Origin of the sequence: Novosphingobium kaempferiae (assembly GCF_021227995.1) — a bacterium.
GTDB classification, from domain to species: domain Bacteria; phylum Pseudomonadota; class Alphaproteobacteria; order Sphingomonadales; family Sphingomonadaceae; genus Novosphingobium; species Novosphingobium kaempferiae.
This window is the reverse complement of record NZ_CP089301.1, coordinates 2842828-2867249: the sequence shown is the minus strand read 5'-3', so window position 1 is coordinate 2867249 and position 24422 is coordinate 2842828. Positions and strand designations below refer to the sequence as shown.

Genomic DNA, 24422 nt, shown 5'->3' with positions numbered 1-24422 from the left:
CGCAGGGTGTTGTTAGAAAGTCAGTAGTTACTCTGACTGCTGGGCGAAGGTCTGCGTTCAAGATGCAGGTAGGTCGAATCAAATTCTCCTATTTGCCCAAGGCGCTCTATATCGTGAATTACCAGTGTTTTACCTGATAAAGAAATGAGCGATTCACGGCGCATCCTTTGCAAAACCCGGTTTACGTGAACTTTCGTCAGACCGACAGTGTCGCCCAGTTGCTCCTGCGTCAAAGGCAGATCGAATTGATTCGCATGCACCAATCCAACCTGCCGCATGCGAAACCACATCTCACAAAACAGATGCGCCAATTTCGAGAATGCATCGCGCTGGCCCATATTCACGATCCATTCGCGCAGCACTGCCTCATCTACGAGCGTCGCCCAAAGCAACGCCTGGGCAATTCGAGGGTGCGAATCAAGGATCTCCAGCATGTCAACTTTCGGAATTGCCGCGACCTTTGCATCGCTAAGAAGTCCGATCGAATGATCCATCTGCTTTAAAATGAAGATATGAATGTCGCACAAGTCTCCTGGGATTAAATAGGCTACGATTTGGCGGTTGCCATCAGGAAGGAATTTGTATCGATACGCCCAGCCTTCCAGTAGGAAGAAAACGGAATCTGGTCGATCGCCTTCCATAATAAGATCGGATCCGGAGATATAACTATCGGTGTTCCTGCACAGATCGTTCAGGCGCCTGGTATCTTCTTCCGAAAAATCCGTGAAGCTCGAGAGTTTGCGGGTGAGAGGATTGTCCATCCCGATTTTCTCCTCATACGCCGTCAGCAGCACGAACTGTATCATGCTTTGCCGGATACAAGGGTTGTCTCCGACGATGGGCGTCAAATCTGCCATCGCATGATATTTTAGCGGCCGGGGTGATTGAAGCCTGCAATGACACTTTGCCCTTGAATCATCGTGCCGGAGCCACGCTTGGCCAGCAGGACGCCGAGCGCTAGAGCAGATCTGCTCGATCATCAGGGTGTGTGCTACCGGACACATTCACTTTCGACCATGCGCTGAAATCGGCAAAAAGCTTTCAAGACGCTAATAGACCAAGTCAGTCCATGGCAGGAAGATCGGGCAATTCAACTTCCCTGGAAGCGTCGAATGGCTCCAATTCGAGAGGCATGTTGAGCGCTCGCGAGGGCACTGCACTGCGCTTATCAATGCATCAGGCCGGGGTAATATCGTCGGCAGGGCGAACGCTGTTTCCGGGTGAACTTTGCGGGGTGGTAAAAACGGTCATTCTTCGCATGTTTGCAAGGATGCGGGTACTACCCGCCACCCCCGCCTGTTTCCAAAACTTCCTCAACAGGTTCACAGGGCGATCGTCAGATTTCTCAGCCTATGTCCGGTATTTCAATGATCTTGACGGCTCGTGTCATGAGCCGCGTTTTCCCGCGCCTGCTTGTCCATTTCCAGATGCCAAATATTGCGACCAACAAATATCAGCAAGGCCATAGCGAATACGATCGTCACGATAAATATGCCAGCGCGGCCTTTTTTTCGTGTAGACGGTTCACGATCCGTAGTTTTATTATATTTTGCCATCGCATTTTTTCCGATGTATTATGTTGAAAGAATAATGGTTCAATATGTTATGGCAAGTGAGCTAAGTATATCGGGTAATATGATGCTCATATTTCGATGACTTGGGGCAGAGGTGTTTCCGTCTATTGGGATCGGCCCCGATACGTTGGCTCAGGTCAACTTGCGGTGGTGTTGGGATCATTCCTGACGGGACGCCCTTGCGGCGGAAAATGTAGCAAGGTCTTTAGTCTGATTACTGATGTCAGGCTGCCGCGTTTTCCGGCTGGTTGCAGTCAAGCAGATTGTAGGTGGAGTTCGGCGGGAAATCCGTCGCGATTTCCGCATCCCCGAAAGCCAAGGGGTTGGGAAGGTGCAGCAGCTTTCCAGAGAGCTCGAGCAGGCCCCGGGTTCTCAAATCGCCCAGCACGCGATTGACGTGGACGGAGGTCAAGCCCACCGCATCGGCGATGTCCTGTTGCGTCAGCGGAACTGCACATCGGTTATTCATCACCCTGCCGCGGGCATGGAGGCGCCGGTACAGCTCGCTCATCAGGCCGTAGACCCTTTCCACCGCGGTTTGGCGGCCGAGGCTGACAATCCAGGATGTCTGACGGGCATGGCCGCGCAGCATGTCCGCAAGCAGCTGCCTTACATAATTTCCGGGTCTGCCATGAATGCCGGCCAGCGGGATGCAGCGGGCCTTGATCGGCGTCAGTGCAACGATCGGATAATCCGCCCTGCCAGAAAGCAGCCACTGTGATTCGCAGAAATCTCCGGGCGCATATAGCGCGGTGATCTGTCGCCGTCCGTCCGCCAGCATACAATATCGGCTAGCCCAACCATCTTCGATCTGGAAAACGTGGTCGTGGACCTCGTCTTTACGGGCCAAATGTTCATGGCGTCGGAATTGACGTTCACGGGTGCTACTATGATCGACAGCCATTGGCGTCTCTTTCAGATTTGCCCCGCCTCCGACGATCGATCTAAACCTTCAAAGCAGGTGTCATGTTGATGCATGTTAGTTTTCGGCGGCGTCGTGCGATGGAGCGAGCGGTATCTACGACATGCTCGAGCGCGCGGGCCTTACGTTTGAATGCGCGTCACATTGATCGAGATTAACTTTGGTGGCGGCAAGGGAACGCTACCGGATCGCTGTCATTTCGGCTTCGAAAGGCTCCGAAATCGAGCGCCTGCTCGGCGCTCCCCAATGGTCATCGGGAAAATTGTCGAAATCTATGGCGAAGGCTCCAAGAGGCGATCCCGCCCTTCGTCGACCACATCAGGCGGCTCTACGCGGAAATTGTTGTCTCGGCCTGCGAAATTGGCCACCCGTCCACGTCTCAACTGCACGATGGGTCGATAATGGCCGAAAACGGTGAAATTGCACGGCTTCGCGCCTTGCTGGCATGCTCGGAAGCGGACCTGCAACGCGCGAACGCGCAGATAGCTTCCCTGGAAGCAAGTGAGCTACGCTATCGAGCGATGTTCGACGGCATCGACGAAGGGCTTTGCGTCATCGAGATGATCGAAGATGAAGCTGGCCAGCCGATCGACTATCGGTTTCTTCAGGCCAATGCGGCCTTCGTCCGGCAGACCGGACTTAAAGACGCGATGGGGCGCACGGTCCGGGACATGGTTCCCGGACACGAACAACACTGGTTCGACATTTACGGGCGTATTGCTCGCACTGGGATCGCCGAGAGGTTCGAGGATCGGGCTGAGGCGCTCGGACATTGGTATGACGTCTATGCGATGCCTTTCGGAGCGCCTGGCGACCTGCAGGTGGCGGTGCTTTTCCGCGACGTCCTTGACCGCAAACAGACGGAAATGCGCTTGGTCGAAAGCGAAAACCGGTTGGCTGCCATATTCGAATCAGCACCGGTAGGCATCGCGCTCGCGGACAGGAACGGCAACATGCTTCTGGCCAATGCCGAGGCACAGCGCCTCTTTCCTTCGCGCAGGATACCCTCGCATGACCCCGAGTTCGGACCGAGATGGCGAGCGGTGTCTGACGATGGCGAGCCGGTCGCATTGAGCGATTATCCTGCAATCAAGGCGTTGAACGGTATCAGTACGGTTCCGGGAATGGAGTTTACCCGGACCGACGAAGACGGTGCCGTTCATTGGGCGACCGTGTCGTCCGTGCCGCTCCGTGACGATGGAGGGACGATTTCAGGCTCCGTCATCGTGATCCATGAGGTGGACGAGCTCAAGCGCTCTCAGGAGGCCCTTCGCGAAAGCGAGAGGCGGCTGCAGATGCTCCTTGCCGAATTGCAGCACCGAGTGCGGAACATTCTGACTGTGATCCGCTCGGTATTTTCTCGGACCGTCGAAACTGGCGGAGACATCCAAAGCATCGCCAATCACTTCACGGGAAGACTGGATAATCTCGCGCGCGCACAGATGGTCGCGACCCAGAGCGCGCATGGTTATGCCGATCTGGAAAACCTCATTCGCGATGAACTGCTGAGCGTCGGAGTGAGCGATGGAGAGACCGTCACGATCTGCGGTCCTGGTATCGAGCTGAATGCTCAACTGACCGAATCGCTGGGTCTTGCCTTCCATGAGCTGACTACCAACGCTCTGAAATACGGCGCTTTACGGTTTCCCGAAGCGCGACTCGAAATTCATTGGGAGGTTAACCTAGATGATAAGGGCATCTGTTCACTTGACCTTACATGGTCCGAACAGGGGGTTCCCGTCATCAGTTCCCAGCCCACCCGCAGAGGGTTCGGCTGCGAGTTGATCGAGGATGCGCTGCCATACCGTTCGGGGGTGACCACCAGCCTCGAATTCCGTGGCGGCGGCGTGTTCTGCCTTCTGTCCGCACCGCAGTCCGAGGGGGGCGCGGGGGCCGCATGGAAGGAGTTGTGAAAAATGCCTGCCTCACTCGTCGGCAAACGCATTCTTGTCGTCGAGGATGAATATTTCATTGCTGCGGACCTGCGCAACGGGCTGGTAGAGCAGGCCGTCACGGTCATCGGACCAACCGGAGACCTGGCAACCGCGCTGGAGATGCTGTCCGGCGAAAAGCCGGATGCAGCAGTGCTCGACATCAACTTGAACGACCAGCTGTCATGGCCGCTCGCCATCGAGCTACGGCGCCGGGCCATCCCTTTCCTGTTCGTGACCGGTTACGATTCCTGGTATCTCCCGGAGGCATTTCGCGACGTTCCTCAGCTGGCTAAGCCCTTCTCGATGGCAGTCCTGATCGGAACCCTGAGCGGTTTGGTCGGAGTCCCGGACGCGTGATGCCTGTTGTCAGCGGAGGGCAATCGAAGCCGCCCGCGATCCGCCGGATAGCTTCGCTGGCACCGCTCAGCGATGCCGAAATCTCGATGCTGGCGAGAGCATCGGCCGAATGGACACACCTTACCGCGCGGCGGGAATTCGTCATCGAGGGCGACCCTGTTCCGCAGATGCAGATCCTGCTGAGCGGGTGGGTGGCCAGCGTGCGGCAACTTGCAGATGGGCGCCGACAGATTCTCGGCTTCCTGCTTCCGGGCGACATAATCGGTCTGTGCCCCCAGCCAGAGCCTCTCGCCCTGTCGACTCTCACCAGTCTGACCGACGTTTCCGTGTGCCCGGCGCCTCGCTCGGCACCGCACGGTTCACTTGCGCGAGCTTATGCGATGGCCAAGGCACTCGACGAAGCCCATCATCTGGCTCACATTTGCCGGGTGGGTCGCCTTAATGCTCAGGAGCGCCTCGCGGATCTTTTGCTGGAACTCCACGACCGTCTCGAGCTAGCGGGACTGACCGATGGCGGAAGCTTCGAACTTCCGCTGACGCAGGAGATTCTTGCCGATGCTCTTGGACTTACTCAGGTTCACGTAAATCGCACGCTCCAGCTCATGCGGCGATCGGGTGATCTCGACTGGAAGGAGCGGCGTGTCACGTTGCATGATCCGTCGGCGCTGGCCGTCAAGATCGGACGTGATAGGGTCAGGGTATCGGCGCTGCAGTCACCTGCCGTCTAGCCGCATGCCCGCCGCGGCATCCGCTTTTCTCACTTATGTTGCTGAATGGACCGACGCGGCAACTCGGCGGCGTCCTATCTCGTTGCAGCAAAGGAAATCGGAAAAAGGAAGGATGCAACGATGGGCGGCGGCGGAGAATATGAGCCCAAGGACTCTCGCAAGGTGACGGGTGACGCAGGTAAGCCAGGCAAGTCTTGGCGGGATCAAGAAAGTCCTGCAGCCGGAAGAGGCGAATACGAACCTCGCGATCAGCGCAACGTCACCGGACAGCCTGCAAGCGAACGCGACCGGTGGAGCAGGGAAGAGGTTGATCCGCCCAAGGCCGGCGGCGAACCGGCGGAAGGTGTGCGAGCAGCCGCCCGCTCGATCGAAAACCGAAAATCCTGAGCCTTCTTTACTGCTGGGACCTGCGCGATCCGCGCACAATTCCTCAACGCGGGTCAACATCCGTCAGTCCGTATGAGCGGTGACGGCGTCATGTGCAGCGGCATGGCTTGCGTGTCCAGGCTCATACCTGCACGCTTCAGTTCAGGATGCCGGCGGGTCAGCCGGGATAGGGATGCCCTTGAAAAAGCCGTGCCAGATGCGCCGCATTTCCTGCAACCATGCGGGCTGTCCGCGTTACTTTGTCCGGGACCGCGTCGAGATCCTTGAAGTCGACTGATCCCATCGCCTCGCCCACCCAGTAGCAGGCCGCCACCGCCGGAACCGTCCAGCCGACATCGTTCAGAGCCTGGAACATCTGAGCGGAGGAAAAGTGGGCACCATCCTCGTTGCCGACGATCGCAGCCACAGCCACCTTGCTGTAGCTGGGCATCCGCTCCTTTTCGTCCGTTTCCGAGAGAAAGGCGTCCATCCGTTCCAGTACGCGTTTGGCGACACTGCTCATCTGTCCCATCCAGATCGGTCCGCCAAGGATCAGGATGTCGTGCGCCAGTATCTTGGCCCGCAATTGCGGCCAGTCGTCGCCTTCGCCTTCGTCCGAGGTCACGCCTGGAAGAATGTCGAGCGCGGCGACCCGCACCGTTTCCGACACCTCGACTTCACGTTCCCGAAAGGCATCGGCAAGCACGGCGATCATCGCGTCGGTGGAGGATTCCTCATTCACGTCGGACTTGAGAGTGCAATTCAGCGCGATGGCCTTGATGGACATGGACGGCTCCGTTCTCATTATTGATGCAGCGCCCTGACAACGGCCAAGTGCCCTGGTGGCATCACCGGGATTCATCCATGTTAACAACTAACCTGCCGGGTGCCGACTGGGAGCGCTCCAGCCTTGCCGTGGTCAGGCTGTCGAGACGTGAAGTTTTCGCTCGTGCGCAGATGGATCGAGGTAGCACCTCCATTCACGCAGATTCCTTAACCTCGATCAGGATTTCGAGTTTTACATATTGATATCGAGTGGATTGCGCGCATCCATTGGTCCGACCGCGAACAAATAGCCAAAGGGATTGCTGTGGAACCGGGCCGAGCGAACCTTGAACTTAGCGATAAAACCATCCTGGTGGTCGAAGACGAATTCTTCATCGCCCAGGATTTGCGCGAAGAAATTGAAGGTGCCGGTGGGCGCGTGATCGGGCCATGCCCAAACGTCGATGCAGCGCTCAGACAGCTGGATATCCAGACACCCGACTGCGCGATGATCGACATCAACCTTGGCGAAGGTATGTCGTTTGCGCTCCCACATCTGCTGACTGATCGGCACGTGCCATTCGTTTTCCTGACCGGCTACGACGCCGCGATGATTCCCGAGCCCTTCGGTAAAACGCCCTACATTGCCAAACCGCCACACCGCCACGCCGTGATCGCTGCTTTACGGGACCTGTGCCGCCCCGAACCAATCTAGGCCGGGCTTCTTCGCGCATTCACGACATATCGATAACATGGATCAAGGCCGCGGAGCATCCGCCTCGCCACGCGATTAGCCCTTCGTGTCCGACCGCATCGGAGGAGACTGGCAGATGTCGCTTCACAACATGATCGCACTCCATCCGGACGTCGAGACGTTGAACGAAGACCTCGCCACTGCCGCGCGCCATGCGCTTTTCTGTGCAGCGTTGTGCACCTCCTGTGCCGATGCCTGCCTCGCGGAAGCAGGGCAGATGCGCCAGTGCATTCGTGTCTGCCTCGACTGCGCGGACGTCTGCGCTGTCACCAGCCGTATCGCCGTGCGGCGTACGGGAAGCAATGTCGCGGTCTTGGGCGCGATGATCGAGACATGCATCTTCACGTGCGAGGCCTGCGCCCGCGAATGCGCGCGGCATGAGCATGAGCATTGCCGGCTCTGTGCGGAAATGTGCCGCGAATGCGCTGCCGACTGCCGCAAGGCGCTTCCCGGCCTCAACTGAAGGAAAGGAAAGAGCGGTGACACAGAAGAAGTGGTCGCAGGACGTGACAGAGCGTTCGGATGCCCTGGACCTGGATGAAGGCCTCTTCAAACAGGGCGATCCGGCCAAGATCGCCGCATCCCTCAAGCGTTCGGCAGAGCATAGCAAACGGCGCAAGGGCACGCCGCTTCAATCCGCAATGAGCATGCTGACGTTCTACATCAACCGTGCCGGAGACAATCTCGGCAAGCACCAACGCGATGTCCTTGAGCAGGCGAAGGACGAACTGCGCAAGGCGTTCGGGAAGAAATCTCATGCAGCGGAATAATCATTCGCCCACTGAAACACACCAGGAGGAAGACACATGACCGATCTCAGTCAGGTTACCGAGCACATGGAAATCATAGGCGCCGATGGCGTGCATATCGGCACCGTCGACAGGGTCGAGGGTGATCGGATCAAGATGACCAAGGCCGACAGCGGATCGCACAGCGACCATCATCACTACATCGCCGGTGGTCTGGTCGCCGCAGTGGAGGGCAATCAGGTACGGCTGTCTGCAGCGGGGGCCGAGGCCGCTCTGCTGGAGGAGGAGGAAGGGGGTGAACCGTTGAGCGACCGGGGTTCCTAAGGAAGAGAAAGGACCGCATCATGCCCCGTGGAGATAAATCCAGCTATACCGACAAGCAGAAGCGCAAGGCGGAACACATCGAGGAAGGCTACGAGGACCGCGGCGTCGGCCACAAGGAAGCCGAGCGGCGGGCCTGGGCTACGGTCAACAAGGAATCCGGCGGCGGTAACAAATCGGGCTCGGGTCGCGGCAGGAAAGAAAACCACGCCTCGTCTCGTAAAGGGGGGCGCATCGGCGGGTCCAGCCAGAGTCACGAACAGCGGTCGGCGGCCGCCAAGAAAGGTTGGGAGACCCGCCGGAAGAAAGGGGGCGGTTGAAGCCGACCCTGACGGTGTCAGGTGCGCGTGGTCATGGGTGCGCACCTGACACTGATCTTGCGCCCGGTCAGATGATCCCGGTTCCTCCATTGGCGCCGAATACGCTGCCCGAGGTGAAGCTCGTCCCGCTTTCCGCAAGGGTCACATAGAGCGAGGCCAGCTCGGCAGGTTGACCTGCACGGCCCAGCGGCGTGTCCTGCCCGAATTCCTTCAGCTTGCCCGGCAATTGGCCGCCTGCCACCTGCAGCGGCGTCCAGACCGGACCGGGGGCGACGGCGTTCACCCGGATACCCTTGGTTGCAAGCTGCTTGGCCAGCCCCTTGGTGAAGATCAGGATCGCGCCCTTGGTCGTTGCGTAATCCAGCAGCTCTTCTCCCGGACTGACCGAATTGACCGAGGCGGTATTGATGAAGCAGGCCCCCGGCTTCATCAGGGGAATGGCCGCCTTGCTGATATGGAACATCGCATAGACGTTGGTCTTCATGGTCCGGTCGAACTGTTCCTCGCTGATCTCATCGATCGACGCCTTGGACTGCTGATAGGCGGCATTGTTGACGACGATATCGAGACCTCCGAGAGCCTGCGCTGCCTGCGCCACGAGACTGCGACAGAAACTGGCATCTGTGAGATCGCCGGGAAGCAGCTTCACTTTGCACCCTTCCGCCAGCAGCAGCCGCGCGACGTCCTGAGCGTCCGGCTCCTCGGTCGGATAGTAGTTGATCGCAATGTCCGCGCCCTCGCGGGCAAATGCGATCGCTGCGGCGCGGCCAATGCCGGAATCGCCGCCGGTTACAAGCGCCCTGCGTCCCTTGAGACGGCCGCTTCCACGATATGTTGCCTCACCGCAGTCCGGCACCGGCTTCATGTCGCGCTGGAGCGCGGGCCATTCCTGCCGTTGCTCTGGAAACGGGTCGCTGGTGTGATTGGATGTGGGATCCTGCATCGGTCTGCTTTCTTTCGCCAGGGACGGGACCGCGGCGAGAGTCGCTCCGGCCAATGTCGCGCCCTTCAGAACGTCACGGCGTGTGCTGGGGTCAGTCATAGGCCTGATTTCCTTGTCCTCCGAACCTGGTCCCGTCGTAGCGAAGGGGGGCATCAAGGGGAGGGTATGGTCTTCATCCGGCAAGGAACGCGAGCAGATCGCGGTTGAGCCGGTCGGGTGCGGTCGCGAACAGGCCGTGCGGCTCACCGTCGTATTCTACCAGTTGCGCACCGGCGATGCTGGCGGCCGCTGCTCGTCCTGCCGGATCGATTGGCACCGTCTTGTCTGAGGTGCCGTGGATCACCAGCGTCGGGATATCGAAGGCCGGCAAGTCCGGCCGAAAATCCGTACGCCCGAATGCATCGACGCAGTCGATTGTGGCCTTCGGGCTTGCCATGATCGCGAGCGCGAACGTCCAGTCGAGCAATGCGCTTGAAACCGGCCTGGAGACCAGGCCAACGCCATAGAACATCTTGGCGAATGTCTGGAGAAAGGCGAACCGATCCTCGCGGATCTGCGTGTTCATGTCTTCGAAGACCGCGGCATCGACGCCGTCCGGATTGCTGTCGTCCTTCAGCAGATACGGCACGACCGAGGATACGAGCACCGCGCGGTCCACTTTGCCGGAGCCGTAGCGCGCCAGGTAGCGCGCGATCTCGCCTCCGCCCATCGAGAAGCCCACCAGAGACACCTTTGGAACATCGAGCTTGTCGATGACCGCGGCGAGATCGTCAGCGAACACGTCATAGGTATATCCGCCGGACGGATGGCCCGACTGACCGAACCCGCGCCGGTCGTAGGTAATGACGCGATACCCCGCCTCGAGCAAAGCAAGCGTCTGGTATTCCCACATGTCCCCTGTCAGCGGCCAGCCGTGAATGAGGATGACGGGCTTTCCCTCGCCCATGTCCTTGACGTGGATGACGTGGCCTTGCGGCGTCTCGATATACATGGATTATCTGCTCCGACTGTCTGTTCGGGAAAAATGGGAGATATTCAGCGGTTTCCGCTTCCCGGCTCGGCCATCTTGCGATGCTGCTGCGCCAGAAGAGACTGTGGGACAATGCCGGCACCGGCGACCTGCAGCTTGTTGGACCAGCCGGACACGATGTGTCCCTTGCCCGCCATCAGCGCGTCCCAGCCGTCGCGAGCGACTTTCGCAGGGTCTGCCTTGTCGTTTTGGCCCAGTTGCGTGTCGAGCATGTCTGCGCGTGCGAAAAATTCGGTCTCGGTTGCACCGGGCATCAGCGTGGTGAGCGTGACGCCGGCGATGTCCTTGAGTTCATTGCGCAGGGCTTCGGTGAAGTTGTCGATGAAGGCCTTGGTCGCATTGTAGACGGCATTGAAGCTGCCGGGAATGTAGCCCGCGATGGACCCCGTCACGAGAACCTTGCCCGAGCCGCGCGCGACCATCCTCGTCAGCACGCTTTGCAGGAGATAGACCGTCCCGGTAACATTGGTGTCGATCGAATGGCGCCAGGTCGCAACCTCCTGCTGCAGGAAGGCCCCGCCCGTGCCGACGCCCGCATTGGCGCAAAGCACGTCGATCGCTCGCCCGCCGGTTGCGGCAAGCAGGCGATCGACGCCGTCCAGCGTCGAAAGGTCGGCTTCCACCGACATGACGTTGACCCCGTGCAGGCTGAAATCGCGTGCGGCTGCCTCGATCAGCGCTTCGTCGGCGGCCACCAGCAGATCGTACCCGGCCCGCGCCGCGCAATGGGCGAGCTCGAAACCGATCCCGGTGGACGCGCCTGTGACGATGGCGAATTTGTCGGCCATGGGCGTTCTCCTCAGGCGGCGACGCGATCGAGGCCGGGCTTCAGCACGACCTTGGTCACGTCATTCTGGTGGTCGTGAAACATGCGATACCCGTCCGGCGCCTGTTCCAGCGGCAGGCGATGGCTGATGAGGAACGTGGTATCGATCTTGTCCTCGACGATGGCGTTGAGCAGCCCCGGCAGGTAATGCTGCACATGGGTCTGGCCGGTCTTGAGGGTCAGGCCTTTTTCCATGAACGCGCCAAGCGGGAACTTGTCGACGAAGCCGCCGTAGACGGCGGGCATCGAGACCCGGCCACCCTTGCGGCAGGCGTGGATCGCTTGTCGTATGCTGTGCGTCCGGTCGGTCCCCGTGAAAGTCGAGACTTTGATCTGATCCCAGACGTTGTCCGCGAAGAACCCATGGGCTTCGAGGCCCACAGCATCGATGCAGGCGTCCGGGCCGATACCGCCCGTCATCTCAATCAGGGCCTCGTAGGTTCTGGTTTCCTCGTAGTTGATCGTCTCCGCGCCGAACCGTCTTGCGAGTTCGAGGCGCCGCGGAAAATGGTCGATGGCGATGACGCGCTCTGCGCCCATCAGGAAGGCGGACTGGACGGCGAAAAGCCCGACCGGGCCGCATCCCCACACGACCACCGTATCGCCCGGCTCGATCTCCGCATTCTCGGCCGCCTGCCAGCCGGTGGGAAGAATGTCGGAAAGGAACAGGACCCGGTCATCGTCGATGCCGTCCGGGATGACGATAGGCCCCACGTCGGAGAACGGCACGCGCACGTACTCTGCCTGGCCGCCCGCGTAACCGCCGGTCATGTGGCTGTAGCCGAACAGGCCGGACATCGGCTGGCCGTAGAGTTCCTGGGCGATGTCCTGATTGTCCGCCGGATTGCCGTTGTCGCAGGCGGAATACTGGTGCTTGCCGCAATGATAGCAGCTCCCGCACGCGATGGTGAAGGGAACGACCACGCGCTGGCCTTTGCGCAGGGTCGATCCGGGACCTGTCTCGACGACCTCGCCCATGAATTCGTGACCGAGGATATCGCCTGCCTTCATCGTCGGGATGAAGCCGTCGTAGAGGTGAAGATCGGAGCCGCAGATCGCCGTGGACGTCACCTTGATGATGGCATCGCGCGGATTGAGGATTTCCGGGTCATCCACGGTGTCGACCCGAACGTCGTGCTTGCCGTGCCAGGTGAGTGCACGCATCAGGCGATCTCCTCTTCGCGTTGCTTGAGCGTGCGCGCCGCAGTGGCCACTTCGCCCGTTTCCATGAGTTGCTTGAAGCGCCTGAGGTCGCGGCGCGCCTGAATGCCGGGTTCGCGCTGGAACAGCTTGGCGATCAGTTTCCCGACAAATCCGGCGGGGGCTTTGTAGAAGATCGTCGCGGTGACGACCGTGCCTCTCTCGCCCGCGTCGCGGAATTCCACGCGCCCGCTGTTGGAAACGTCAGGGCTGTTCGTCGATGCCCAGGCGATCGCTTCGCCCGGAACGTCCTGAGTTATCTGCGCGTCCCATTCGACCGTAGTCTCGCCGGGGCCGGCCACGACCCAGTGCGACGTGCAATCATCGCGCACGTCGATACGCTTCACGTTCTCCATGAACTTCGCGAGGTTCGGAAAATCCCGCCAGAACCGATAGAGATCGTCCCGGCTGCGGTTGATCGTCACCGAACGGGCGATGAGGGTGTCGCCCTCGCCGGACAGGCCTTCGCGCGCCGCATTCTGCGTGGCGCTTGCGTGTTTGGCGGTGGCGGGTGGGGCATCGTCGCGAATGTCCGTCATTGCGAGTCCTTATCCGGGATGAGTACGCTGGCTGCATATCGGTCGCGGGCAGCCCGGAGCTTTCCAGCCCTAATCGGCATGGCGCTGGTGTCGTGGTGCTCGCCCGCTTGTGCCCTCATCAAGCCATCGGGCTCGGCCGCGTTCCCTGATGACGACCTGACGTTAACATGGATCAGTCGGTTAGATGCGGAGACGCCCCCGTGACTTGATCGAAGTTAGCGGACTCCCGCTCGCCGGGAACGGCAGAGGACGCCCATGCTTTTGCGTCGGCAAACGGAAAGGACTTGTCATGACCGATGGGATCACGCCCGAGAATGGTGAGGAGGCCCGGCAGCGCGCCGGCGATGACCCGTATGAAACGCCTCGCGGCGGAATGGGGGACGCTCGCCCGGACGCGGCCCACGACCCCCGCACGCGCGGCGGTCAGAAGCCTGAAAAAGTGGACGATCGCCCTGTCGTGGGCGAAGTCGACCCCGAGGACTATCCGGAAAGCGAACGGCGTGACGGGGATGTCGATCGCGCTCCCCGCCGATCCGGCGAATAGAAAAGCTGGATGATCGCGACACGGGAGGCTGAGGAGAGACATCATGCAGGCGGATGATGACAGGCCAAGCAACCGCGAGGTGGAAAACGAGATGATCTGTCCTCCACCTCACGAAGGTGTGCCGCCGCGCCCGGCCACGGAGCCCGCTCGTGCCGACCTTGACAGGGATTGGGACCGGGAACCCGGCGCCGGGGAAACGGCGAAAAACTGCGGCCTACAGCATGGACTGCACGCGCCGGAGGAGAAGACCGTGATCTTCTCCTTTGTCTTCCTGAACCGGGCTTCGGCACAAGCCTTTGCTGTCGCGATCGAGAACAAGCACGTCCGCGCGGAGATCGTTGAGGCGAAGGACGGGGCCGCGCCTTGCACAGTACGGGTCGCGACACGTCTCATCGCCCACGCTCGACGAATCGCGGCAATGCAGAAGGACTTGCAGCGAGCTGCCGAACTTCGAGAGGGGAGGGCAAACGGCTGGCACTGTCTTGAGACGGATCACAAGGAAGCCTAGCGTGTGCCGCTCGCGTAGACGTGCGTCGCGAGGCGTTCGGCATGCCTGTCGCGGCGACAGCCTTCCTCGAAGATCGCGAAACCCGGTCGCCTTCACAAGACTGGAGGTGGGCGAGAGGCAGATGCGCGATGCGCCGCTCCGCATTATCGCGCCCGCACTCGATACTGACGATCTCGGCTCTCTCCTTCAATCTCAGGCAGACTGTAGCCCTTGATCACGGCCAGGCATTTATGAAGGACGCGTGGCTGCCGGAGCGCGGGAAGGGGGCTGGAGAAGGAGGCAGGGCCCGAGGTCGATACACTCCCCCGGCTTTTCGGAACGACTCCCTATCTTGGGTGCTTGTGCTGTCGAAGATATCTCGGGCGATTGCGATGGCGCGAGCAGTGAAAGCCCAATCACCGGGCATTTCGATCCCTTCGGGCAGGAAAGCGGGGCTGGTGCCCGCATTATCCTGTCGCCGGCCACTCGCCCCCGTCGGAGGGTAATGCCTCGTGAAAATCGCGACGTACAATGTGAACGGCATCAACGGGCGGCTGGCCGTACTTCTCAGATGGCTGGAAATCGCGCAGCCCGACGTGGTGTGTCTTCAGGAGTTGAAGGCGCCCGACGAGCGTTTCCCCCAAGAACCGATTCGCGATCTGGGCTATGACGCGATCTGGCATGGCCAGAAGAGCTGGAACGGCGTCGCGATCCTGAGCCGTGTCGGCGAGATCCACGAGACCCGGCGCGGTTTGCCAGGCGATCCTGCTGACACCCAGAGCCGATACATCGAAGCGGCCGTCGATGGCGTCCTCATTGGTGCCCTCTACCTGCCAAATGGCAATCCGCAGCCGGGCCCCAGGTTCGACTACAAGCTGCGCTGGCTCGAGCGGCTCCACGACCGTCTTTCGACCCTGGTGACCCTCGATGCGCCAGTCGTGATCGCTGGCGACTTCAATGTCATACCAACCGATCTTGACGTGTACGTCCCCGATCGCTGGCGCGACGATGCCCTGTTCGCACCTGAGGTCAAAACCGCCTGCGCCCGCCTGCTTGGTCAGGGCTGGACCGATGCCTTGCGCGAACTCCATCCAGCCGCACACATCTACACCTTCTGGAAATACTGGCGCCGCTCATTCGAACGGGACGCCGGTTTGCGGATCGATCATCTTCTCCTGAACGCGCGGGCTGCCGGCCGGCTCAAGGTTGCAGAGGTCGATCGGCGTCCGCGCGCCTGGGAGAAAACAAGCGACCATGCGCCGGTATGGATCGAACTGGCCGACAAGGCAGCGCGGCGGCCGGGTACGAAGAAAGGCGACTGATGAAAATCGAGACGATGCAACTGGACGCCAATGCGTGGGTGCCCAACAATCCGCACCTGCCCGTCCGGGTGTACAGGAGTGCGATCGAGGTGACGGGTGAGCAGGGTGCCGAGCGCTTCGAAATGCTGTTCACGGATAACGGCTGGCGCCCGGACTGGCGTGACGGGGTCTATGACTACCATCATTACCACTCGACGGCGCACGAGGCGCTTGGCGTGTTTGCCGGCACTGCGGTGCTTGAACTGGGCGGGCCGGATGGCGAGCAGATCATCGTCACGGCAGGCGACGCGGTGATGCTGCCCGCAGGTACAGGACACCGCTGCCTGGAGGCCAGCGACGACTTCCAGGTTGTCGGCGCGTACCCCCGGGGCCAGGACTGGGACATCTGCCGGAGCGCCGACGATGGCGCCCTCGCGCGCATAGCTGCGCTTCCGGATCCGGCGCAGGACCCGATAACCGGCGCATGGGGAGCCGCCTTGTCTGCCTGAAGCCTTGGTCGGACACTTCGTCCTGCGCGCGGCTGTCACTTGGCAGACTTTCGCTTGTCAGTTCCTCCCCAATTTGGCTTTGAGCGCGTCGATCCGCTGTGACGCGTCCGCCTTGCTGAGATCCCCGGGTGGCAGATCCTCGCCTGCCTCCTCGCAAAGCGTCGTGAGATAGGAAGCCTGCGCTCCGGTCATCGGGTCGTCTCCCGACACCCAGTCAGACGGATCCTTTTCGGTATTCGAAGCCGGGTGATCGTCCAGCTTGGGGTTGTGCAGTTCATCGGTCATCTGGCAGTTCCTTGTTCGTGATTTGTTCGAAACGATGGGGTCGCCGGTATGGTTCCCGCACGATCCACCTCGCCCGGAGTGCGCCGAGGACGGAAAGTGGAGGTATGGCGCCGGGTGTGCCGTTCATGATCGGGGACGCATCCGGGAATCTTCTGCTCGAACAGGGCTGTCGCTTTGCGGCGCAGCCCACGGCACCTGACCTTCGGCTTCTGCGAGTAACGGCGTGAAAAGGCGGGTGTTCGATCCACGCGGTGCGTGTTGGCGAAACAGGAAACCGACCCTCAGCCCCTCGCCAGCAGACCTGTGGCCACCCGTTGACGAATCTGGCGATCCCCTCGCGGCACGATCCCCGCTACATGCCTGACAGGAAGGCTGGATCAGAGCGCCTTGCCCCTGGGGCAGTCCCACGCAAAGACACAGCACGATCTCGGGCCGAGCGGATCAAGAGCAGCCTCCGGCGGTTTACTGGAGGCCCGGCGCATCGTCTTCCGTACCATCGGAAATGGAGGCGGCGCCCACCACTCGACAGGAGATGCCATGTCCCTCGACAATCGTTCGATCGCCATTCTCATCGCGCCACGCGGCACGGAGGAGCCCGAGTTCGTCAAGCCCAAGGAAGCACTGGAGCAGGCTGGTGCCAGGGTCACCGCAATAAGCCTGGAGAGCGGGACCGCGCAGACGAACAACAACGATCTTGATCCTGGGGGCAGCTATCCCATCGACAGGACGTTCACCGAAGTGTCTGCGGACGACTTTGACGCACTTGTCATCCCAGGCGGGAGCGTCGGCTCGGACAAGCTGCGCGGTAGCGAGGACGCCGTGCGGTTCGTGCGGGATTTCTTCGAGGCCGGCAAGCCCGTCGGCGCCGTCTGCCACGCTCCATGGGTACTGGTGGAGGCCGGCGTCCTCAAGGGGCGGACTGTCACATCGTTCCCATCCGTTCGCACCGACATCGAGAACGCCGGAGGTCGTTGGATCGACGAGGAGGTCGTCGTGGACGACGGCCTGGTCACCAGTCGGACGCCGGACGATCTTCCCGCCTTCTGCGCGAAGTTGATCGAGGAATTCGCGGAAGGCAGGCATGCTGCGCAGGCGCGCAGCGTCTGATGGGAATTGGGTGGGGCTGGCTCAATCGCTCGCCCCATCCGACAAAACAAGCTGGACCTCTGCTTGTCCGACGCAGGGGTGTGGATCGCACGTCACTTGCAGGGCACTCTTACGAGGCGATCATCGGTGTCCGGGCGATTTCTTGCAACGGGCCGATCTATCGCAGTCTGATACGGTATGCCCCGCTTCGCCGGTCCAGATTGCGCCCCTTCCAGCTTAAACTGATGATGCCATCGGCTATCATCTCATCGATCGCAGCATGGACCGCCGGCATCGCTTCTCGCCATTGATCCTCAGATGCGATGGCGCGAGCGACTTCGCTCGGGCAGATCGTTGCACCTCCCATGCGTTCGCCAAGTAGCTGCAAAATTGTCTTTCGAGCATCCGGTTTCACTTGGCGGGTTCCACGTTTTCGGGGATCGATTGCCCTCGTGAGGACCGATCCTGCAATCTGTTTGCAGGCTGGGGGAGGCGCCGACTGTGCGCGGGCGATGCCAGAGGCCCGGGTCTCTCGCGTGCGAGTCCCGAAAGATCGGCGAGAGCTGCTCAGTACGCCGCGGCGCTACCCGCCATCAGACGCCCTTGTGCTCGTCTTCGCCGCTTATCAGTACTGAAAGCAGCGCTGCTTACTTCAAGAGATGCAGCGCCCACCAGCCCGGGGTCGTGGCGGCAAGGAGGAATCCGCAGACTGAACCGGGCTCGTGGGCTGTGAGCTGAAGGCCTGTCAGTCCGGCGGCGGAAGTTCGACAGGTGCCGTGTCCGGCTGATCGAAGTCGGGGCCGACGGGTGGCACGTCATCCGGTGCGCCCGGACTGCCTGGTTCAGGATATTCAACAGGGACGTTGCCCGGATTGTCATTCCCGGGGTGCTCTATCGGTTGGCTGGCCACTCTGACATCTCCTGGAGGGTCTGGATAAGTCGATAATCTCTATCCCCGAATATGGTTTCGATTGGGGAGGGCGGCCGGCCTGGCATGGTCAAAATGCGCGATGGTGTGTGTCTGAGCCTCTATCGCGCCATGGGAATTGCGGCTGACGGGATATCGTCATGCGAAACTGCTGGGTCACAAGCTTGCCCAATCCAGTTCGGCATCATCGACGGCATCGAACATCTCGGGATCCGCACCGGTGTCGCCGAGGCGCTTGCGGACCGCATCAGCGGTCCCATCCTGGGAAAGCCCCGATCCGACTGCGCGATAGTCGCCAGCTGTCCGATGAAGCCGCCCCGCCCGACTTGCGCCAGCACCCAACGTCCGAAGGTCTGCGGCATCGCGTCGGTTTCATAGCCGCCCAGGTCCAGCGGGCCATCCATTTTGGCAAGGTGGGGCATTTCAGAATCACTCCATGGGGGAATGTCCTGATGCTATATGTTCTGTATTTGTTCGGCAAACGGTAACGGGTGGCATCATGGGACCGCAACGATTCGAGACGATCTTCGATTACACCAGGCAAGGCGTCGATGTCGGCGTGAGGTGCGCCTGCGGCCATGGCGCGCGGCTTGATCGCAGGGCGCTATCCAGGACGTGCATCACCAACGGTCTCGACACGCGCATGCCTGCAATCAAGGCGCGGCTCAAGTGCAGGGCGGGCGGCAGCCGCGATGTGGGATGTTCCTCGCTGGAGCGCGACTGATGCCCTGTAGGATTTGCACGACCAATGACCAGGAAGCGCTGGTCGATGAACTGGCGCGCGAGATGTGGGCGTCCTGCATTGACAGCGATCCCGGCAGCGAATGGCAGCCCTGGGAACAGGCGGAGCCGTATTGGCAGCGCATCTTCCGGCAAGATGCTGCTGCGTTTCTCAAGGTGGCCCATCGCGGCCACGGCCAAGATGGCTAAGGGGTGATCAGAGCGGCCAGGACCGGGGAATTCATAGCATGGGCGAGGCTCAAGAAGCCGAGCGGCAGGCCCGCCAGGATCGAGGCGACCGCGGCCAGCCCCCAATATCGTCGCGTCATTGATGCTCTCCCACATGATCCGCCAGGACTACATCGATCATTGCGCGGAAAAATGCCAGCAGGTCTGCCGCCGGCATCGCAGGAACCTGAAACGCCCCCTGATCGATGGCCCGTTCAACGTCCTCTTCCGTCGCCTTGTGGCGAGCCTCGGCCACGTCCATCCGACAATCTCCCTTTTTGTCGGCCAAATCAGCGGCTGTTTCGTACCACGGGATGTTGGCGCGTGACGACGCAATCGTGTACACAGCGGGCGCGACCCGAGGGGATTGCGAAATATCCCCTGCAACCAACTGGCCCGGCCTGCCCCCGCAGCGCTGGGCCTTCTTGAAAGGTCAGTGAGCCAAGGCCCACAAACTACCTCCGATCATGGCCCAGAGCATCACGTCGAGCCCGAGTATCCACCAGATCCATCCAAAACCCTCATCTCGCAGATGAGGCTGGTAAAATTCGATTTTGTAAGCCGGGGGCACGGCAGGCTCCTCGTTGTGAAGCGGTGATGATGCCATCGATCCGTCGCATGCCGACCCGGAGAAAGGTTCACTGCTGCGTTGTTGCAGTCGATTCGGAGGTATCGGGACGACGTTGAACCCTGACACGATGGCGGGGCGGTTACAGCGCATCCCGCTCCATACCTTGCCATCAAGAACCGGACGGTATGGCTGCCCCGCGCCTTTGGCGCGGCCGCGCTCTATCTCCGCCTGCAGCTCCGACCGAGCCACCTTCGGCGTCTCGTCGGCATAGCCGTGACGATCACTGGCAGGACCGGCCCGCATCTGCGTTCCGGATGCGGACAGCGCGCTGTCGCGCGCTGGCGTAGCTGATTGACCTGCCGGGCAGGCGGTATGGGCGTCACTCACCTCTAGGCCCGCCGCGGCGGCGCGCAACCTGGGCTCTCGCCCAGGTCCTCCATTCCATTGCGGCCTTTCCACCCCATTGCGAATGCAATGGGGACCCCCGTTCAGGTGCGCCCCGCCTCGTTCGGCGGGCCTGCCGGATCGCTCCTGTCGCCCATCCCGCCCTCCGGCCGGTCAATGCGCGCGATGAGAGAAGGAGTGTAACCCGTGGAACTCAAGCACATCGATATCACCCGTCTGTCGGTTTCCAGCCTCAACATGCGGGGTACGAGGAAAACCTGCGACATCGCCAACATCCTGCCCTCGGTCAGGGCGCGGGGCGTGCTGGTGCCGCTCATCGTTCGCGAGACGTGCCGCGCGGGCAGTACGGTATTCGAGGATGGATCGGCGGCTGGTGAGCACGTTCCCGCCTACGAGATTCTGGCAGGCAAGCGCAGGTTCCATGCGGCGCTGGCCGTGGTCGAAGAGGGAGGCGGTATCGAGGACCTGCCCTGCGCGGTGATCGAACCCGGCGACGATGCGGCGGCACTGGAAGCCTCGCTGATCGAGAACATCGCCCGCCTCGATCCCGACGAGATGACCCGCTGCGAAACCTTCACCCGGCTGGTCCGCGAGGGCCGCGATGTGGACGGCATCGCCCTGACCTTCGGGCTGACAGCCCTGCAGGTGAAGCGCACGCTGGCGCTCGGCAACCTGATCCCGCGCCTGCGCAATCTCTACCGCGCGGATGGCATCGATGCGGTGTCGCTGCGGCATCTCACCATGGCGTCGAAGGCGAAGCAGAAGGAATGGCTGGCCCTCCATGACGACGAACGGGCGACGGCTCCCACGGGGGCATGGCTCAAGGCGTGGTTGTTCGGCGGGGCATCGATCCCGGTCGGCGCGGCGCTGTTCGATGTGGATGCCTACGGCGGCGAGATCATCGCCGACCTGTTCGGGGAGGATCGTTACTTCGCCTGCGCCGAGGTGTTCTGGACGGCGCAGACGGAAGCGATCGAGGCAAAGGCCGAGGCCTATCGCGATGCCGGATGGGGCGAAGTGATCGTCATGCCCAAGGGCGAGACGTTCCACTCATGGGAGCACTCGGCCTGTTCCAAGGCGAAGGGCGGCCGGGTCTATGTCGCCATCGGCCATCGCGGCGATGTCACCTTCCACGAAGGCTATGTGACCGCGAAGGAAGCGCGGCGGCTGGAGCGGGGCGAGACGCTGGAGAAGGTTGTGCGGCCCGAGGTGTCGAGCACCCTCAATGTCTATATCGACCTGCACCGCCATGCCGCCGTGCGTGCCAAGCTGGTCGAGGATACCGGCCTGTCGCTCCGGGTGATGGTGGCCCACGCCATCATGGGTTCGGGATTATGGACCGTGCGGATCGAACCGCAGAAGGCCCCCACCGATGCGGTTGCCGAGAGCGTCGAAGGCTGCCTGTCGGAAAGCCTGTTCGATGTGCGGCGGCGCGAGGTGCTGGCCCTGCTGGGGCTGGATGCCGAGACGGCGACGATCACCGGCAGCGATGCCGACGGGCAGGGCATCTGCGGCCTACTTACCCGGCTGATCGCGATGGATGATGCCGATGTCATGCGCGTCCTCGCGGTGGTGATGGGCGAGACCCTGGATATCGGCACGGGCGTGATCGAACTGCTGGGCCAGCACATAGGCGTTGCCATGGCCGATGTCTGGCAGGCCGACGATGCCCTGCTCGATGCCGTGCGCGACCGCGAGGTGATCGGCCATCTGCTCGCCGAAGTGGCAGGCGAACAGGTCGCTGCCGAGAACACCAAGGCCACCACCAAGATCCAGCGCGGCATCATCCGGGATTGCCTTTCCGGGACCAACGGAAGGGCGAAGCGCGAGAGCTGGGTGCCGCGATGGATGGCCTTCCCGGCTAGTGCCTACACGGCAAGGGGCGGGGTCGGCAGCGCCGAACGGGCAGCAAGACTGGCGGCACAGCTGGAGCCTGAGGAGGCCGAGGCCGGTGACGCGGTCGAAGGCCAAGTGAATGACGTCACTGTCGTCGAAGCTGGGGAAGGGCTGCCGCAGGCGGCTTGACCCACAGGAACCCGGCGGCGCGATGCTGCCGGGTTTCTCCCTCCAAGGAGATCATCGATGGATCAGAAACCCGATCCCGAACGACTGCGGCGGCTCGAGGAAGCGGTGCTGCAGGTGCCAAGGCTGAACCGCCAGATATTCCTCGCCGCTCGTGTCGATGACATGAGTGTCGCGGAGATCGCCCGCCGGACCGGCCTCTCGCAGCGGCAGGTAATCAAGCGGCTGGGCAGGGCTATCAAGGTTATCGGTCGCCATCTGCGGAGCTCCGATGCGGACTGAAGCCCCAACATTGTGCCATGGTTTTGGCCGGTCGCTCGTCAGCTTTCTGGCAGGACCGGCCACATCACTTTGCACTTGGCAGACAGGGTGATAGCGGCGAGTCTGTGACGATGAGGACCGATCTCGACCATCTCCCGCAATTCAAGCGGACCGAACTGGAGCAGGTCGTCAAGATCCTGTTCGCTGAGTTCGAGGACGCGCTGGTGCTCGCGACGCAGGGCTGGAAGAAGCAGGGGCGCATCCTCAAGATCGTCCTCTACGGCAGCCACGCGCGCGGTGACTGGGTGGCCGATCCAGTGGGGGGCTACTTCTCCGACTACGACATCCTCATCATCGTCAATGACCAGCGGCTTACCGATCGTGCGGAGTACTGGTATCGCGCCGACGAGCACCTGATCCGCGAGCATGCGATCACCGGGCGCCTCTCGGCCGAAGTAAACTTTATCGTCGCCACCATGGCCGAGGTGAACGCCGACCTGCGCGGCGGCCTTCCTTTCTTCACCGACATCGTGCGCGATGGCGTGCTGCTCTATGACTGCGGCGAGAACGACTTCGCACATCCGCAGAAGCTGACGCCATCCGATGCGCTTGCGATGGCGCAGACGCACTATGATCGATGGTTTGAATCCGCGGGCAAGCGGTTGGATGGCGCACGCTTTCATGCTTCGAGGGGCAATCTGAACGACGCCGCATTCGATTACCACCAGACGACGGAACGCCTCTACATCTGCCTGCTGCTGACCCTGACGCTGTATGCGCCCAAGTCGCACAACATCAAATTCCTGCGCGGCCTCGCCGAAGGCCATTGCTTCGATCTGACCGAGGTCTGGCCGCGCGACAGCAAGGTGACGCGGCGCTGTTTCGAGCTTCTTCAGCAAGCCTACGTCAACGCCCGCTACTCGCCACATTACGCGATCCAGCCCGCCGAACTGGCATGGCTGGACGAACGGATCACGGTGCTCTTGGGTATCGTGAAATCGGTGTGCGAGGGGCGCCTCGCCCAGCTATCCGAAGCCGCTTAGGCGTCTTCCCTGACCTCGATATCGAGGGTCAGCTGCAACACGTCGTCATCGTCTGCGGCCATTTCCGGCTGCAGCGTCTGCGTGCCGGATGCGAGCGTGATCCAGTCGAAATTCCAGTCCAGATCGAGCGCTTCGCCAAGCCCGTGACGCGCGATCCTGACCTGCGCCGCGCCCTCGCTGGCGATGGCGAACTGACAGGCATGGCCGCCCGGTATCCACGTCCCGCGCACCAGCGTTCCATCGGAAAAGGCCAGCGAGAACCCTTCAGAAAGCCCCCGCGCCGGAACATCGAGAACCGTCTCGATGTCGCCGGTCAACTGCAGGTGATGGCCTCCCCTGGCTTCGATCCGCACGCCCATTGCACCTGTTACTCGCCGCGACTCACCGATGTCGGTTGCTATAGAACATATGGCGAACATCGTGAAGGGTGATGGTGGTCGGTTCGGGTGCTGCGTAGTAGTCGAAGGCTGGCGGAGGAACAGGAAGGGGGAGGAAAAGGGGTAAGGCAAGAAAAAGGCCCGCGTCTCTCGACTATGGGCTAACTCCTTGTCTGCACGTCATTTTGTAGGGAGATTGAAGGAGGTCACGGCCAATGCCTGCCTCCATGGCGCACTGCGATGGGCAAAAAGTCCAGGCTTTGCGCGGGTTTGCGCGGCCGGGGCGGTGGAGGCCCTTGAAGCTTCGCGCGCGCGGCACCTCATCCC

The 24422-nt window shown here is 61.4% G+C and carries 34 protein-coding genes; 19 read left to right on the top strand and 15 right to left on the bottom strand.

Features of this window, described 5'->3' with window-relative positions:
• Positions 1–20: 20 nt before the first annotated feature.
• The 3 genes from LO787_RS12950 to LO787_RS12940 form a co-directional block, all read right to left on the bottom strand.
• The gene (locus LO787_RS12950) at positions 21–980 is read right to left on the bottom strand and encodes a Crp/Fnr family transcriptional regulator (RefSeq protein ID WP_232491435.1); all 960 of its coding nucleotides are present in this window, start codon (positions 978–980) and stop codon (positions 21–23) included.
• Between the two features lie 384 nt (positions 981–1364).
• Positions 1365–1556, bottom strand: coding sequence for a hypothetical protein (locus LO787_RS12945; RefSeq protein WP_232491434.1), 192 nt, complete (start codon positions 1554–1556; stop codon positions 1365–1367).
• A 241-nt stretch (positions 1557–1797) separates the two neighbouring features.
• Positions 1798–2478 (bottom strand): Crp/Fnr family transcriptional regulator, encoded by a 681-nt coding sequence (locus LO787_RS12940; RefSeq protein ID WP_232491433.1) that lies wholly within the window; start codon positions 2476–2478, stop codon positions 1798–1800.
• A 419-nt stretch (positions 2479–2897) separates the two neighbouring features.
• Between LO787_RS12940 and LO787_RS12935 the strand changes: the two genes are divergently transcribed.
• From LO787_RS12935 to LO787_RS12920, 4 genes are read left to right on the top strand one after another with little or no spacing between them, the layout of a single operon-like run.
• Positions 2898–4409, top strand: coding sequence for a sensor histidine kinase (locus LO787_RS12935; RefSeq protein ID WP_232491432.1), 1512 nt, complete (start codon positions 2898–2900; stop codon positions 4407–4409).
• Positions 4410–4412: 3 nt separating this feature from the next.
• Positions 4413–4787 (top strand): response regulator, encoded by a 375-nt coding sequence (locus LO787_RS12930; protein ID WP_232491431.1) that lies wholly within the window; start codon positions 4413–4415, stop codon positions 4785–4787.
• Positions 4787–5515, top strand: coding sequence for a Crp/Fnr family transcriptional regulator (locus tag LO787_RS12925; RefSeq protein ID WP_103098008.1), 729 nt, complete (start codon positions 4787–4789; stop codon positions 5513–5515). The genes LO787_RS12930 and LO787_RS12925 overlap by 1 nt, the downstream gene beginning before the upstream one ends.
• Before the next feature lie 45 nt (positions 5516–5560).
• Positions 5561–5902, top strand: coding sequence for a hypothetical protein (locus LO787_RS12920; RefSeq protein ID WP_232491430.1), 342 nt, complete (start codon positions 5561–5563; stop codon positions 5900–5902).
• 157 nt (positions 5903–6059) lie between these two features.
• On the opposite strand, the gene LO787_RS12915 is transcribed toward LO787_RS12920, so the two are convergent.
• The gene (locus LO787_RS12915; RefSeq protein ID WP_232491429.1) at positions 6060–6668 is read right to left on the bottom strand and encodes a flavodoxin family protein; all 609 of its coding nucleotides are present in this window, start codon (positions 6666–6668) and stop codon (positions 6060–6062) included.
• Between the two features lie 303 nt (positions 6669–6971).
• Here LO787_RS12915 and LO787_RS26235 point away from each other — a divergent pair, with 303 nt between their 5' ends.
• The 5 genes from LO787_RS26235 to LO787_RS12890 all read left to right on the top strand — a co-directional run bounded on the left by LO787_RS26235 (position 6972) and on the right by LO787_RS12890 (position 8790).
• Positions 6972–7361, top strand: a complete 390-nt coding sequence (locus LO787_RS26235; protein WP_170066005.1) for a response regulator — start codon at positions 6972–6974, stop codon at positions 7359–7361.
• Positions 7362–7446: 85 nt separating this feature from the next.
• Positions 7447–7863, top strand: a complete 417-nt coding sequence (locus LO787_RS12905) for a four-helix bundle copper-binding protein (RefSeq protein ID WP_338045373.1) — start codon at positions 7447–7449, stop codon at positions 7861–7863.
• A 16-nt stretch (positions 7864–7879) separates the two neighbouring features.
• Positions 7880–8170: a DUF3175 domain-containing protein gene (locus tag LO787_RS12900; RefSeq protein ID WP_232491427.1), complete on the top strand. Its 291-nt coding sequence runs from the start codon at positions 7880–7882 to the stop codon at positions 8168–8170.
• Positions 8171–8206: 36 nt separating this feature from the next.
• On the top strand, positions 8207–8473 hold the full coding sequence (locus tag LO787_RS12895) for a DUF2171 domain-containing protein (RefSeq protein WP_232491426.1): 267 nt from the start codon (positions 8207–8209) through the stop codon (positions 8471–8473).
• Between the two features lie 20 nt (positions 8474–8493).
• A complete protein-coding gene (locus tag LO787_RS12890) occupies positions 8494–8790 on the top strand; it encodes a plasmid stabilization protein (protein ID WP_103098015.1) in 297 nt (98 codons plus the stop codon).
• A 67-nt stretch (positions 8791–8857) separates the two neighbouring features.
• Here LO787_RS12890 and LO787_RS12885 read toward each other — a convergent pair whose 3' ends face one another.
• From LO787_RS12885 to LO787_RS12865, 5 genes are all read right to left on the bottom strand, one after another.
• Positions 8858–9832: an SDR family oxidoreductase gene (locus LO787_RS12885; RefSeq protein ID WP_232496308.1), complete on the bottom strand. Its 975-nt coding sequence runs from the start codon at positions 9830–9832 to the stop codon at positions 8858–8860.
• A gap of 73 nt (positions 9833–9905) precedes the next feature.
• On the bottom strand, positions 9906–10724 hold the full coding sequence (locus LO787_RS12880) for an alpha/beta fold hydrolase (RefSeq protein ID WP_232491425.1): 819 nt from the start codon (positions 10722–10724) through the stop codon (positions 9906–9908).
• A 44-nt stretch (positions 10725–10768) separates the two neighbouring features.
• Entirely contained in the window at positions 10769–11551 is a 783-nt protein-coding gene (locus LO787_RS12875) for an SDR family NAD(P)-dependent oxidoreductase (RefSeq protein WP_232393110.1), read from the bottom strand.
• Positions 11552–11562: 11 nt separating this feature from the next.
• Positions 11563–12753 (bottom strand): zinc-dependent alcohol dehydrogenase, encoded by a 1191-nt coding sequence (locus LO787_RS12870; RefSeq protein WP_232393108.1) that lies wholly within the window; start codon positions 12751–12753, stop codon positions 11563–11565.
• A complete protein-coding gene (locus LO787_RS12865) occupies positions 12753–13328 on the bottom strand; it encodes an SRPBCC family protein (RefSeq protein WP_232393106.1) in 576 nt (191 codons plus the stop codon). The genes LO787_RS12870 and LO787_RS12865 overlap by 1 nt, the downstream gene beginning before the upstream one ends.
• A 289-nt stretch (positions 13329–13617) precedes the next feature.
• On the opposite strand from LO787_RS12865, the gene LO787_RS12860 reads away from it, so the two are divergent.
• The 4 genes from LO787_RS12860 to LO787_RS12845 all read left to right on the top strand — a co-directional run bounded on the left by LO787_RS12860 (position 13618) and on the right by LO787_RS12845 (position 16169).
• Positions 13618–13872, top strand: a complete 255-nt coding sequence (locus LO787_RS12860) for a hypothetical protein (protein WP_232393104.1) — start codon at positions 13618–13620, stop codon at positions 13870–13872.
• 43 nt (positions 13873–13915) lie between these two features.
• Entirely contained in the window at positions 13916–14380 is a 465-nt protein-coding gene (locus LO787_RS12855; protein WP_232393102.1) for a ribonuclease E inhibitor RraB, read from the top strand.
• 491 nt (positions 14381–14871) lie between these two features.
• Positions 14872–15681: an exodeoxyribonuclease III gene (gene xth / locus LO787_RS12850; protein ID WP_232393100.1), complete on the top strand. Its 810-nt coding sequence runs from the start codon at positions 14872–14874 to the stop codon at positions 15679–15681.
• On the top strand, positions 15681–16169 hold the full coding sequence (locus LO787_RS12845; protein WP_232393098.1) for a cupin domain-containing protein: 489 nt from the start codon (positions 15681–15683) through the stop codon (positions 16167–16169). The genes xth and LO787_RS12845 overlap by 1 nt, the downstream gene beginning before the upstream one ends.
• 57 nt (positions 16170–16226) lie before the next feature.
• On the opposite strand, the gene LO787_RS12840 is transcribed toward LO787_RS12845, so the two are convergent.
• Entirely contained in the window at positions 16227–16454 is a 228-nt protein-coding gene (locus LO787_RS12840) for a DUF3072 domain-containing protein (protein WP_232393096.1), read from the bottom strand.
• 537 nt (positions 16455–16991) lie between these two features.
• On the opposite strand from LO787_RS12840, the gene LO787_RS12835 reads away from it, so the two are divergent.
• Positions 16992–17561: a type 1 glutamine amidotransferase domain-containing protein gene (locus LO787_RS12835; RefSeq protein ID WP_232393094.1), complete on the top strand. Its 570-nt coding sequence runs from the start codon at positions 16992–16994 to the stop codon at positions 17559–17561.
• 157 nt (positions 17562–17718) lie between these two features.
• Here the strand turns inward: LO787_RS12835 and LO787_RS12830 are convergent, their stop codons facing one another.
• Positions 17719–17907 carry a DUF3253 domain-containing protein gene (locus LO787_RS12830; protein WP_232496307.1) on the bottom strand — a complete coding sequence of 63 codons (189 nt, stop codon included), beginning with the start codon at positions 17905–17907 and terminating at the stop codon, positions 17719–17721.
• Between the two features lie 662 nt (positions 17908–18569).
• The gene (locus tag LO787_RS12825) at positions 18570–18890 is read right to left on the bottom strand and encodes a hypothetical protein (RefSeq protein ID WP_232496214.1); all 321 of its coding nucleotides are present in this window, start codon (positions 18888–18890) and stop codon (positions 18570–18572) included.
• A 77-nt stretch (positions 18891–18967) separates the two neighbouring features.
• Here LO787_RS12825 and LO787_RS12820 point away from each other — a divergent pair, with 77 nt between their 5' ends.
• Complete coding sequence (locus tag LO787_RS12820) at positions 18968–19192, top strand: hypothetical protein (RefSeq protein WP_232496213.1); 225 nt, start codon at positions 18968–18970, stop codon at positions 19190–19192.
• Complete coding sequence (locus tag LO787_RS12815) at positions 19192–19398, top strand: hypothetical protein (RefSeq protein WP_232496212.1); 207 nt, start codon at positions 19192–19194, stop codon at positions 19396–19398. Before LO787_RS12820 ends, LO787_RS12815 begins: the two co-directional genes overlap by 1 nt.
• A 115-nt stretch (positions 19399–19513) precedes the next feature.
• Here LO787_RS12815 and LO787_RS12810 read toward each other — a convergent pair whose 3' ends face one another.
• Positions 19514–19678, bottom strand: coding sequence for a hypothetical protein (locus LO787_RS12810; protein ID WP_232496211.1), 165 nt, complete (start codon positions 19676–19678; stop codon positions 19514–19516).
• A 171-nt stretch (positions 19679–19849) separates the two neighbouring features.
• Entirely contained in the window at positions 19850–20374 is a 525-nt protein-coding gene (locus LO787_RS12805) for a hypothetical protein (protein ID WP_232496210.1), read from the bottom strand.
• A 204-nt stretch (positions 20375–20578) separates the two neighbouring features.
• Between LO787_RS12805 and LO787_RS12800 the strand changes: the two genes are divergently transcribed.
• From LO787_RS12800 to LO787_RS12790, 3 genes are read left to right on the top strand one after another with little or no spacing between them, the layout of a single operon-like run.
• On the top strand, positions 20579–22417 hold the full coding sequence (locus LO787_RS12800) for a ParB/RepB/Spo0J family partition protein (protein WP_232496209.1): 1839 nt from the start codon (positions 20579–20581) through the stop codon (positions 22415–22417).
• A gap of 57 nt (positions 22418–22474) precedes the next feature.
• On the top strand, positions 22475–22696 hold the full coding sequence (locus LO787_RS12795; RefSeq protein ID WP_232496208.1) for an RNA polymerase sigma factor: 222 nt from the start codon (positions 22475–22477) through the stop codon (positions 22694–22696).
• A gap of 17 nt (positions 22697–22713) precedes the next feature.
• Positions 22714–23718, top strand: coding sequence for a HEPN domain-containing protein (locus LO787_RS12790; protein WP_338045429.1), 1005 nt, complete (start codon positions 22714–22716; stop codon positions 23716–23718).
• On the opposite strand, the gene LO787_RS12785 is transcribed toward LO787_RS12790, so the two are convergent.
• Positions 23715–24077, bottom strand: a complete 363-nt coding sequence (locus tag LO787_RS12785) for a hypothetical protein (RefSeq protein ID WP_232496207.1) — start codon at positions 24075–24077, stop codon at positions 23715–23717. The two genes, LO787_RS12790 and LO787_RS12785, sit on opposite strands and share 4 nt — an antisense overlap.
• Positions 24078–24422: the final 345 nt, after the last annotated feature.